This window comes from Oerskovia sp. NPDC057915 (assembly GCF_042887685.1).
GTDB lineage: Bacteria > Actinomycetota > Actinomycetes > Actinomycetales > Cellulomonadaceae > Oerskovia.
The window spans coordinates 170,291-181,692 of sequence record NZ_JBHVOS010000006.1 but is presented as its reverse complement, the minus strand read 5'-3'; the positions used below and the strand labels follow the sequence as shown (position 1 = coordinate 181,692).

General features: G+C 72.6%; 9 protein-coding genes and 2 rRNA genes. All 11 read left to right on the top strand.

From position 1 onward, the window contains the following. Window positions 1–617: ribosomal RNA gene (locus tag ACFVQ3_RS06330) — 23S ribosomal RNA — on the top strand; the annotation flags it as partial. A gap of 90 nt (window positions 618–707) precedes the next feature. Next, a 5S ribosomal RNA gene (gene rrf / locus ACFVQ3_RS06325) occupies window positions 708–824 on the top strand. A 1,397-nt stretch (window positions 825–2,221) separates the two neighbouring features. Further along, window positions 2,222–2,992 carry a hypothetical protein gene (locus ACFVQ3_RS06320; RefSeq protein WP_387636437.1) on the top strand — a complete coding sequence of 257 codons (771 nt, stop codon included), beginning with the start codon at window positions 2,222–2,224 and terminating at the stop codon, window positions 2,990–2,992. Then, the gene (locus tag ACFVQ3_RS06315) at window positions 2,989–4,005 is read left to right on the top strand and encodes an HAD-IIA family hydrolase (RefSeq protein ID WP_387636435.1); all 1,017 of its coding nucleotides are present in this window, start codon (window positions 2,989–2,991) and stop codon (window positions 4,003–4,005) included. Before ACFVQ3_RS06320 ends, ACFVQ3_RS06315 begins: the two co-directional genes overlap by 4 nt. 111 nt (window positions 4,006–4,116) lie before the next feature. Then, a complete protein-coding gene (locus ACFVQ3_RS06310) occupies window positions 4,117–4,347 on the top strand; it encodes a hypothetical protein (protein WP_387636432.1) in 231 nt (76 codons plus the stop codon). Window positions 4,348–4,349: 2 nt separating this feature from the next. Then, complete coding sequence (locus ACFVQ3_RS06305; protein ID WP_387636429.1) at window positions 4,350–5,363, top strand: TlyA family RNA methyltransferase; 1,014 nt, start codon at window positions 4,350–4,352, stop codon at window positions 5,361–5,363. After that, on the top strand, window positions 5,360–6,355 hold the full coding sequence (locus ACFVQ3_RS06300; protein ID WP_387636426.1) for an NAD kinase: 996 nt from the start codon (window positions 5,360–5,362) through the stop codon (window positions 6,353–6,355). The genes ACFVQ3_RS06305 and ACFVQ3_RS06300 overlap by 4 nt, the downstream gene beginning before the upstream one ends. 2 nt (window positions 6,356–6,357) lie before the next feature. Beyond that, on the top strand, window positions 6,358–8,106 hold the full coding sequence (gene recN, locus ACFVQ3_RS06295; RefSeq protein WP_387636424.1) for a DNA repair protein RecN: 1,749 nt from the start codon (window positions 6,358–6,360) through the stop codon (window positions 8,104–8,106). Between the two features lie 5 nt (window positions 8,107–8,111). After that, window positions 8,112–9,296 carry a putative cytokinetic ring protein SteA gene (gene steA, locus ACFVQ3_RS06290; protein WP_138824669.1) on the top strand — a complete coding sequence of 395 codons (1,185 nt, stop codon included), beginning with the start codon at window positions 8,112–8,114 and terminating at the stop codon, window positions 9,294–9,296. Window positions 9,297–9,381: 85 nt separating this feature from the next. Continuing rightward, window positions 9,382–10,458: a copper transporter gene (locus tag ACFVQ3_RS06285; protein WP_387636422.1), complete on the top strand. Its 1,077-nt coding sequence runs from the start codon at window positions 9,382–9,384 to the stop codon at window positions 10,456–10,458. Between the two features lie 5 nt (window positions 10,459–10,463). After that, window positions 10,464–11,399, top strand: coding sequence for a hypothetical protein (locus ACFVQ3_RS06280; protein ID WP_387636420.1), 936 nt, complete (start codon window positions 10,464–10,466; stop codon window positions 11,397–11,399). The last annotated feature ends 3 nt before the right edge of the window (window positions 11,400–11,402 follow it).

Here is an 11,402-nt window from a genome sequence, read left to right as displayed (position 1 = left end):
GGTTCCCTCAGCCTGGTTGGCAATCAGGTGTCGAGTGCAAGTGCACAAGGGAGCTTGACTGTGAGACTGACAGGTCGAGCAGGGACGAAAGTCGGAACTAGTGATCCGGCGGTGGCTTGTGGAAGCGCCGTCGCTCAACGGATAAAAGGTACCCCGGGGATAACAGGCTGATCTTGCCCAAGAGTCCATATCGACGGCATGGTTTGGCACCTCGATGTCGGCTCGTCGCATCCTGGGGCTGGAGTAGGTCCCAAGGGTTGGGCTGTTCGCCCATTAAAGCGGTACGCGAGCTGGGTTTAGAACGTCGTGAGACAGTTCGGTCCCTATCCGCTGCGCGCGCAGGAAACTTGAGAAGGGCTGTCCCTAGTACGAGAGGACCGGGACGGACGAACCTCTGGTGTGCCAGTTGTTCCGCCAGGAGCACGGCTGGTTAGCTACGTTCGGAAGGGATAACCGCTGAAAGCATCTAAGCGGGAAGCCTGCTTCAAGATGAGGTTTCCATCCCCGCAAGGGGGAGAGGCTCCCAGCTAGACCACTGGGTAGATAGGCCGGATGTGTAAGGCAGGACTAAAGACTGCTGAAGCTGACCGGTACTAATAAGCCGACAACTTGATAACACACAAACTTGTGCTACGCGTCCACTGTGCGGTTCCCGAGATACGGGCACACCCCCACGTAACCGGGGGACCCGAACATCTCCATAGAGTTACGGCGGTCATAGCGAGAGGGAAACGCCCGGTCCCATTCCGAACCCGGAAGCTAAGCCTCTCAGCGCCGATGGTACTGCCCTGGAGACGGGGTGGGAGAGTAGGTCGCCGCCGGACAACCATTCACCAAAGGCCCACCCCGAACGGGGTGGGCCTTTGGCGTGCCTGTGACCCACCGGGCAAGCCCCTACGACCCTGCTCGTGGGATGATGAACGTCAGTGCATATCGAAGGGACACCGCTGTGAACGACAGCCCAGAACGTCACGCCGACGACCGCGACCGTAGGTCTTCCGGGGCAGGGCGGTCCGGCAACACCGGTCGTTCCTCCGGCTCCCAGGGCCGCAACCAGGGAGCTCCCCGTCGCGACGGAGCGGCGGGCAAGCCCCCGCGCGCCGGCGGCGGCGAGCGCACGAGCTATGGTGACCGCCCCCAGTCGGGTGGCGGGTCGTCTTACGGTGGCGGCGAGCGTCGCTCCTACGGTGACCGTCCGCAGTCCGGTGGTGGGTCCTATGGCGGCGGTGAGCGTCGCTCCTACGGCGACCGTCCGCAGTCCTCGGGCTCTGGCGAGCGTCGCTCGTACGGTGACCGTCCGCAGTCCTCTGGCTCCGGTGAGCGTCGCTCCTACGGTGACCGCCCCCAGTCGGGTGGCGGGTCCTATGGCGGCGGCGAGCGTCGCTCCTACGGCGACCGCCCCCAGTCCGGTGGCGGGTCTTACGGTGGCGGCGAGCGCCGTTCCTACGGCGACCGCCCCCAGTCCTCAGGCTCGGGCGAGCGTCGCTCCTACGGCGACCGCCCCCAGTCGGGTAGCGGGTCGTCCTACGATGGCGGCGAGCGTCGCTCCTACGGCGACCGCCCCCAGTCCGGTGGCGGGTCTTACGGTGGCGGCGAGCGTCGCTCCTACGGTGACCGCCCGCAGTCCTCGGGCTCTGGCGAGCGTCGCTCGTACGGTGACCGTCCGCAGTCGGGTGGCGGTGAGCGTCGTTCTTACGGTGACCGTCCGCAGTCCGGTGGTGGGTCGTCGTACGGCGGCGGCGAGCGCCGTTCCTACGGCGACCGCCCCCAGTCCTCAGGCTCGGGCGAGCGTCGCTCCTACGGTGACCGTCCGCAGTCCTCGGGTTCTGGTGAGCGCCGTTCCTACGGCGACCGCCCCCAGTCCTCAGGCTCGGGCGAGCGCCGCTCCTACGGTGACCGTCCGCAGTCGGGAGGCGGTGAGCGCCGTTCGTACGGTGACCGCCCCCAGTCGGGTGGCGGGTCGTCCTACGGTGGCGGTGAGCGTCGTTCTAACGGTGACCGTCCGCAGTCCGGTGGCGGTGAGCGCCGTTCCTACGGCGACCGCCCCCAGTCCTCAGGCTCGGGTGAGCGCAAGAGCTACGGAGACCGCCCGCAGCGGTCCGCCGACCAGGGTGAGCGACAGTCGCGTCCGCCGCAGGACCAGCGTCACGCCGGCCCCGAGATCGACGAGGCCGTGCAGTTCTCGGACCTCGACCGTGACGTGCGTGGTCGTCTGCGGACCTTGAGCAAGGAGAACGCGACGGTCGTCGGTCGTCACCTCGTCATGGCCGGCAAGCTGATCGACACGGACCCCGAGCTCGCCTACGAGCACGCCCAGGCGGCGGTGCGTCGAGCCGGCCGTGTCGACGTGGTGCGTGAGGCTGCGGGCCTGACGGCCTACCAGACCGGCCGGTACGCCGAGGCGCTGCGTGAGCTGCGCACCGTGCGTCGTCTCAACGGGTCCTCCGAGCACCTGCCGATCATGGCGGACTGCGAACGCGGTCTGGAGCGCCCCGAGCGCGCGATCGCTTTGGCCGCAACGGAGGAGGCGAGCACTCTCGACGCCACGGGGCGTACCGAGCTCGCACTCGTCGTAAGCGGTGCGCGCGTCGACCTCGGCGAGTTCGAGGCTGCCCTCGCGGTGCTCGACCAGATCCCCGCAGCCGACGCCACGGGTGACCTGGCACTTCGTGTGCTGCAGGCCAAGGCCAGCGTCCTGGAGGCCGCAGGGCGTACCGAGGAGGCGGCCGCGATCCTCGCGGACGTCGACCCCCGTGCGCTGGCTGCTGCGCTCGGCACGTCCCTCGACGAGGACGTCGTCGTCTACGACCTGACCGAGGACGCCGTCGAGATCGACGACGAGGCAGACGCCGACGACGAGGCGGACTCCGACGACCAGGACGACTCCGACGACGAGGCTGACGGCACGTCCACCACCACCACGGCGGTCGAGCCCGCAGACGAGACGGATGCTGCGGCGTCGGGCACGGAGAACGACGAGGAGACCAAGTGAGCCTGGGGCTGATCTCGAGCGACGTCCCGCTCGCCGAACGCTACGACCTGGCACTCGTCGACCTCGACGGCGTCGCCTACCGCGGCCACGAGCCCATCCCGAACGCCGCGACCGGCCTCGGGGGAGCACGTGCCGCGGGCATGCGGCTCGTGTTCGTGACGAACAACGCCTCACGTGAGCCGCAGTCGGTGGCCTCGCAGCTCACCGAGCTCGACATCCCGACGTCGCCCGAGGAGGTCATGACCGCCGCCCAGGCGGCGGCCGCCCTCCTGCGGACGCGTCTGGAGCCGGGCGCGCGCGTCCTCGTCGTCGGCGGTGCGGGCCTCTTCACGGCCGTGCACGACGCGGGCTTCGTGATCGTCGAGAGCGCCGACGAGGAGCCGGTCGCGGTCGCACAGGGGTTCGCACCTGAGCTCGGCTGGGCCCAGCTCGCCGAGGCCGCCTACGCGATCCAGCGCGGTGCCTGGCACGTCGCGAGCAACCTCGACCTGTCGCTGCCCACGGCCCGGGGCTTCGCGCCGGGCAACGGCTCGCTCGTGCGGGCCGTCCAGGCAGCGACGGGGGTCGAGCCGTCGAGCGCGGGCAAGCCCTCGCCGACGATGTACCGGCTCGCGATCGAGCGCGCCGGGGCGTCCTCGCCGCTCGTCGTCGGTGACCGTCTGGACACCGACCTCGCGGGCGCCCGTGCGGGTGGCTACCCCGGGCTGCACGTCCTGACGGGCGTCAACGGGGGCCGCGACGCCGTCCTCGCCGAGCCCGGGCTGCGGCCGCACTACATCGGTGCGGACCTCCTGAGCCTCATCGAGCCCCATGCGGCACCCACCCAGGGCGCCGAGGGCTGGTGGACCTGCGGCGAGGCCGCCGCGCGCGTCACGGACGGCACGCTCGAGCTGACCGGTCCCGACGGGGTCGACCTCGTGCGCGCCGCGTGCGGCGCGGCGTGGGCGACGGTCGACGCGGGCGATGCCGTGGATGCGGACACCGTCCCCGAGCTGGCTGTCGGTAACCCCTGAGATCGTGTCCTGACCGGTAGCGTTGCACCGGTGCGGTGACGTGCGGACGTGAGCCGTACTTCACCGACCGGTGCGACGTACCGCACCCCGGAACGGACTGGAGGTCCACGCATGGCGCAGGACACCGTCGACGACGGCGCTCCCACCCCGGCCCCCGTCCCCACCCCCGGGGACGTGCCGACCGGCGCGACGCGGTCGGGCAGCGAGACGGTCGACGACGCGGTCGCCCAGGCCCTCACCCGGCTCGACGAGCTGACCGACGCCCCCCTGACACACCACGTCGCGGTGTTCGACGCGATCCACGAGGCCCTCCAGGAGCGCCTCGCGGACGCGGAGGACTGAGCGTGGGCGCACGCGTCGACGCCGAGCTCGTCCGCCGCGGCCTCGCCCGGTCGCGCGGCCAGGCCGCCGACCTCGTCGCCGCAGGACGCGTCACGGTCGACGGCCGGACCGTCGCGAAGCCCTCGCTGTCGGTGACGGACGGGCAGACCGTCGCCGTCGAGCAGGACCCCACCGACCCCGGCTACGCCTCGCGGGCCGCCTTCAAGCTCGCCGGAGCGCTCGACGCGATCGCCGCCACGGTGCCGGACCGTGCCCCCCGGGTCGCGGACGCCTCGTGCCTCGATCTCGGGGCGTCGACCGGCGGCTTCACCGACGTCCTGCTGCGCCGTGGGGCGCGACGGGTCGTGGCCGTCGACGTCGGGCACGACCAGCTCGTGCCCGCCCTGCGCGCGGACCCGAGGGTCGTCGTCCGTGAGGGCTTCAACGTGCGCGACCTCGCCCCGGGCGACCTCGACGGGACCCCCGACGTGGTCGTGGCCGACCTGTCGTTCATCTCGTTGCGCCTCGTCCTGCCCCCCGTGGCTGCGGTCGTCGCTCCCGGTACGGACCTGCTGCTCATGGTCAAGCCGCAGTTCGAGGTGGGGCGCGAGCGGCTCGGCACCGGGGGAGTGGTCCGCGACCCGGCGCTGCACGCGCGCGCCGTGCTCGACGTGGCCCTCGACGCGGCGGCCCTGGGCCTGCGCCCGCTCGGCGTGGTCCCCAGCCCGCTGCCCGGCCCGAGCGGCAACCGCGAGTTCTTCGTGTGGCTGCGCGCGACCGGCACCCCCGTGCCCGTGGACCACGAGCCTCTCGAGCGCGCGGTCGAGCGCGCCGTGTCCTCACCCGTGTCGACCGTCCCGGTCGTCGCCACCGTCGGTGAGCCGGCCGACATCCCGGGCGTCGCCCATGTCACGTCGCCCGCACCCCCTCACGGGGTCGCAGACCTGACAGACTCGCAGACGGTGCCCGACGACGGCGCGCCACCCCAGGACCACGGCGCCGCCGCGGACCGACGACCGACCGGAGGAGCCCAGTGACCAGGAGAGTGCTGATCGTCACGCACGGTGGACGCCCCGAGGCGGTCGTCGCGCTGCACGAGGCGGTCAAGGAGCTCCAGGACGCGGGCTTCGAGGTCGGGCTGCACGACGACGACCTCGCCGAGACGTTCGGCGACCACATGGCGCAGCTGCGCACGCGCGAGGGGGTCGCGGAGTCCGAGGTCGTCATGGTCCTGGGGGGCGACGGGACGATCCTGCGCGCCGCCGAGCTCACGCACGGCACGGGCGTCCCGCTGCTCGGGGTCAACCTCGGCCACGTGGGCTTCCTGGCGGAGGCCGAGCGCGAGGGACTGCCCGCGGCCGTCCAGCGCCTCGCCGCACGCGACTACGTGGTCGAGGAGCGCGGGGTGCTCGAGGTCCGCGTCACGCTGCCCGGCGAGGACGAGGCACGCGTGGGCTGGGCCCTCAACGAGGCGACGGTCGAGAAGGCGTCGCGCGAGCGCATGATCGAGGTCGCTATCGGGGTCGACGGACGGCCGTTGTCGTCGTTCGGCTGCGACGGCGTGGTCATGTCGACCGCGACGGGATCCACCGCGCACGCGTTCTCGGCCGGAGGGCCCGTCGTGTGGCCCGACGTCGACGCGATGCTGCTCGTGCCGCTCGCGGCGCACGCCCTGTTCGCGCGTCCGCTCGTCGTCGGTCCGACGTCGACGTTCGCCCTCGAGCTCCTCCAGCGCTCCGGCCCGGCCGTGCTGACGTGCGACGGACGGCGACGCATCGACCTGCCCGCGGGGGCACGCGTCGAGGTGTCGCGCGGGGACTCCCCGATCCGCCTCGCGCGGCTCTCCACGGCCCCCTTCACGGACCGGCTCGTGTCCAAGTTCTCGCTGCCCGTCGTGGGTTGGCGCGGCCGCGTCGCCGAGGACGCCGCGGACGCGGTCCGTGCCGCGCGCAAGGCCGCGAGCGACGCCGTGGACGCCGCACGGCTGGGCGGCCCGCGTCCCACCGCCCCCGACCCGAAGGAGGACTGACCGTGCTCGAAGAGATCTCGATCGAGAACCTCGGTGTCATCCGTTCCGCCCGCGTCCCGCTCCACCCCGGACTGACCGTCATCACAGGCGAGACCGGAGCCGGCAAGACCATGGTCCTGACCGGGCTGGGCCTGCTCATGGGCGGCAAGGCCGACCCGTCGTCGGTGCGCCCCGGCGCGACCGGTGCCGTGGTCGAGGGGCGCCTGCGCGTGAGCGGGCGCGACGCCGTCGGGCAGCGCATCGACGAGGCCGGCGGGAGCGTCGACGACGACGGGACGGTCGTCGTCCTGCGCACCGTCGCGGCCGAGGGCCGCTCGCGCGCGCACCTGGGCGGGCGCAGCGTGCCGCAGGGCGTGCTCGCCGAGATCGCCGACGACCTCGTGACGGTCCACGGGCAGGCCGACCAGCTGCGCCTGCGCACCCCGAGCCACCAGCGCGTCGCCCTCGACGCGTTCGCAGGTCGCGCGCACGCCGAACTCCTCGACGAGTACCGGGCCGCGTGGGCCGAGCGCACCGGCCTGCTCGAGGAGATCACCGACCTCACGGCGCGCGCCCAGGAGCGGGCGCGCGAGGCCGAGCTGCTCCGCATCGGGCTCACCGAGATCGAGCGCGTCGACCCGCAGCCCGGTGAGGACACCGAGCTCACGTCGCTCGTCGCGCGCCTCGGGAACGCCGAGGAGCTGCGCCTGGGAGCGCAGGCCGCGCACGACGCGATCGTGGGCGACGACACGCTCGACGGGGGAGACGTCCCCGGGGACGCGACGTCGGCCGTCGAGCGCGCCCGTCGCGCGCTCGAGACCGCGAGCCACCTCGACCCGGGCCTGGCCAATCTCGTCGAGCGCATCGCGGGCGTCGGCTACGTGCTCGCCGACATCGCGACCGAGGTCTCGGGCTACGTCGAGGACCTCCAGGCCGACCCGGGCGGGCTCGAGCAGGCGCACACGCGACTGGCTGCCCTGGGCGGCCTCACGCGCACCTACGGCGAGACGATCGACGACGTCCTGGCCTGGGCCAGCGACGCCGGGCTGCGCCTGCTCGACCTCGACGACGGCGGCGAGCGGCTGCGCTCGATGACGGAGCGGGCCGACGAGCTCACCGCGACGCTGTCCGAGCTCGGCGCGCGCATCACCGCCGCACGCACCGCGACGGGGGAGCGCCTCGCGCGCGCCGTGACGGACGAGCTCGCGGGGCTCGCCATGACCGGGTCGAGCCTCGTGGTCGACGTGACCCCCGCCGACGAGCCCGGCCCGTGGGGCGCGGACGTCGTGACCCTCTCGCTCGTGCCCCACCCCGGCTCGCCGCCGCGACCGCTCGGCAAGGGCGCCTCGGGCGGTGAGCTCTCGCGCGTGATGCTCGCGATCGAGGTCGCGCTGGCCACGTCGGGCGCGGACGCGGGCACCGACGACGCCGCGCCGCTGCCCACGTTCGTCTTCGACGAGGTCGACGCGGGAGTCGGCGGGCGCGCGGCCGTCGAGGTGGGCCGACGCCTCGCATCCCTGGCCCGCACCGCCCAGGTCATCGTCGTGACGCACCTCGCGCAGGTCGCGGCGTTCGCAGACTCCCAGCTCGTGGTGACCAAGTCGCCCGGTCGCGCCGACGGTGTCGACCCGGTCACGGTCACGGGCGTGCACGAGGTCACGGGCGAGGACCGCGTCCGCGAGCTGGCGCGCATGCTCTCCGGGCAGGAGGAGTCCGACGCCGCCCGCCAGCACGCGCTCGAACTGCTCGAGTCCTCGGTCGTGGGACGATAGCCGCGATGAGAATCACTCTGCGCAGAACTACGTCCGACGTGGCGGAGCCGGGAACCAGCGGCCCCGCCCGCGTCGATGCCCGCACCAAGGCACTCACCAAGCGGCTCAAGCCCGGTGACGTCGCGGTCATCGACCACCTCGACATCGACCGGGTCGCGGCCGACGCCCTCGTCACCGCCAAGCCCCTCGCGGTGCTCAACGCCGCGAAGTCGATCTCGGGCCGCTACCCGAACCTCGGGCCGGAGATCCTGGTCGACGCCGGGATCATCCTGATCGACGACCTCGGCAGCGGCATCATGAGCATCTCCGACGGCCGCGAGCTGCGGCTCGAGGACGGCAAGGTCTACGCGGGTGAGGACCTGCTCGCCGAAGGAGTCCGGCAGACCTCCGAGACGATCGCCGTGAGCCTCGACGAGGCCCGCGCGGGGCTGTCCGAGGAGATCGAGCGCTTCGCCGAGAACACCATGGACTACATGCGGCGCGAGCGGGAGCTCCTGCTCGACGGAGTCGGCGTCCCGGACATCCGCACCGACATCGAGGGCCGTCAGGTCCTGATCGTCGTGCGCGGCTACCACTACCGCGAGGACCTCGCGACGCTGCGCCCCTACATCAAGGAGTACCGTCCCCTGCTCATCGGGGTCGACGGCGGAGCCGACGCGATCCTCGATGCGGGCTGGAAGCCCGACATGATCGTGGGCGACATGGACTCGGTCTCGGACCGTGCGCTCTCGTGCGGCGCCGAGATCGTGGTGCACGCCTACCGGGACGGCAAGGCCCCGGGGCTCGAGCGGGTCCAGGCGCTCGGCGTCGAGCCCGTGGTCTTCCCCGCGACCGGCACGAGCGAGGACATCGCGATGCTCATGGCCGACGACAAGGGCGCCGAGCTCATCGTCGCCGTCGGCACGCACGCGACGCTCGTCGAGTTCCTCGACAAGGGGCGCTCGGGCATGGCGAGCACGTTCCTCACGCGACTGCGCGTGGGCGGCAAGCTCGTCGACGCCAAGGGCGTCTCACGCCTCTACCAGCACCGGATCTCGAACCTGCAGCTCACGCTGCTCTCGCTCGCCGGACTCTTCGCCGTGATCATGGCGATGTGGTCCACGGCCGCGGGACAGACGGTCTTCGGCATCATCGGCGCCCGCTTCGACGACTTCGTCTCGTGGATCGGCGCACTGTTCGGGGGCGCATGAGCTCCCGCACGACCGACCTCCCCACCTCCTTGACGCGCACCGACCGCACGTCGCCCCGTACGGACACGAAGGACGCAACAGCACAGTGATCGACTTCAGGTACCACATCGTCTCGTTGATCTCGGTCTTCCTGGCGCTGGCGGTCGGGATCATCCTGGGCGCCGGTCCGCTGCAGGGCGCGATCGGCGACCAGCTCACGGGGCAGGTCGAGCAGCTGCGGCTCGAGCGCAACGAGCTGCGCGACCAGCTCGACGCGACGAACCTCCAGGCCGCCGACAACAAGGAGTTCATCGTCGCCGCCGGCCCCCAGCTGGTCGCGGGTTCCCTCCAGGACCGCCGGGTCGCGGTCGTCGACCTCGGCGACGTCGACGGGGACCGCTACGAGGCCGTGCAGGAGCAGCTCGAGAACGCGGGCGCGAGCGTCGTCGGGCACGTCCGCCTGGGGGCCGACTGGACCGCCGAGGACAAGGAGGACGCCCGCAAGACCGCCGCGACCGAGGTGACCAACCTCGTGCCCGGCGTCGACGAGGCCGGGACCGACGAGAAGCTGGCCGCAGCGCTCGCGACGTCGCTCACCGCGAAGCAGCTCGCCGCTCCTGAGGCCCGCACCTCGGAAGCGGTGCTGATCGAGCAGAAGCTGGCCGACGTGAAGCTCATCGAGGTCGTGCAGCCGCAGGACGTGCCCGCGGACGTCGTCCTCCTGCTCGAGCCCCAGGCGTCCACGGCACCGTCCAGCGACGCGACCGGAGAGGCGACCGTCGACGAGGCCAAGGCGTACGCCGTCTCGGTCGAGGTCCTGCTCGCGCAGGCAGCCCAGGCACGGTCCGAGGGTGCGCTCGTCGCGGGGTCGACCCCGGTCACCGGAGACCTCATCTCGACCATCACGGCCGACGGCGACCTCGCCGCGGTGCTCTCGACCGTCAGCGGCATCGAGGAGGCCCCCGGTCAGATCTCGGTGCCTCTCGCCCTCGCCGCGCGCCTCGGCGACAAGGTCGGCCAGTACGGCTTCGAGGACGGGGCGACCGCGGTCATCCCGCCCGCCGTCCAGCTCCCCCCGGTCGACCGCACGCCTCCGGGCGCCCCCGAGTCGACCTCGGGCACGGACGCGACCTCGGGCACCGACGCGACCGCAGGTGCCACCGACACGCAGACGGAGGGCTGACGCGCATGGGCACGTTCTGGCGCGCGGTGGGAACCGCGATCACGTCGGCCGCGACCACCGCGACCACGCGCGCGATCCTCGACTCGAACCCGCCCGGCGGCCCGGAACGCTGGACCCGGACCAACCACCGGGGGGAGCCCATCAGCCTGCTCGAGGGCCCTGCGGTCGCCGCGGGCCTCGTGGCGGGGGCTCTCGTCGCGGGGCCGGACGCTCGTACCCGGACCGCGGCCGCGCTGGCGACGGCGGGCGGGGGAGCCTTCGGGCTGGTCGACGACCTCGCCGAGGACACGTCCACGCGGACCAAGGGCATCAAGGGGCACGTCGGCGCGCTGCTCGAGGGCCGCGTCACCACGGGGGGCCTCAAGGTCCTCGGGATCGGGACGACGTCGCTCACCGCGGCCTTCGTCGGCACGCGCAGGACGGGCTCGACCCTCGGGTACCTGACGGACGTCGCGGTCAACGGCTCGATCGTCGCGCTCAGCGCCAACCTCTTCAACCTCCTGGACCTTCGTCCCGGGCGCGCGCTCAAGGCGGGTGCCGCCCTGGCGGTCCCGCTCGCGGCGACGCCCGTGGGGGCGACGTCGGGCGCGGTGCTCGGCGCCGCAGCCGCGGCCGCGCCCGGCGACCTGGGCGAGCGCGACATGCTCGGTGACGGGGGCGCGAACGCGCTCGGCGCGCTGGTCGGCACGCAGATCGCGTTCGGTGCGCCGCGGGCCGTCCGGCTGCTCGCGCTCGCCGGCATCCTGGGCCTCAACGTCGCGAGCGAGAAGGTCAGCTTCTCGAAGATCATCGACGGCAACGACGTGCTGCGTCGCGTGGACCAGTGGGGCCGCCGTCCGGCGCCCGCCCCGGCGGCGCCCGCCGCCGCGGCGCCCACAGCCTCCGCAGCCTCCGCAGCGGCCACCGACCCGTCGCGGTCCGGTCTGGACACGCCGGCTTGAACG

Bases quoted from the DNA above. Each gene is read 5' to 3' on its own strand.
- ACFVQ3_RS06310 (WP_387636432.1), top strand. From the start codon at position 4,117: ATGGCGCAGGACACCGTCGACGACGGCGCTCCCACCCCGGCCCCCGTC.
- steA (WP_138824669.1), top strand. From the start codon at position 8,112: ATGAGAATCACTCTGCGCAGAACTACGTCCGACGTGGCGGAGCCGGGA.
- ACFVQ3_RS06280 (WP_387636420.1), top strand. From the start codon at position 10,464: ATGGGCACGTTCTGGCGCGCGGTGGGAACCGCGATCACGTCGGCCGCG.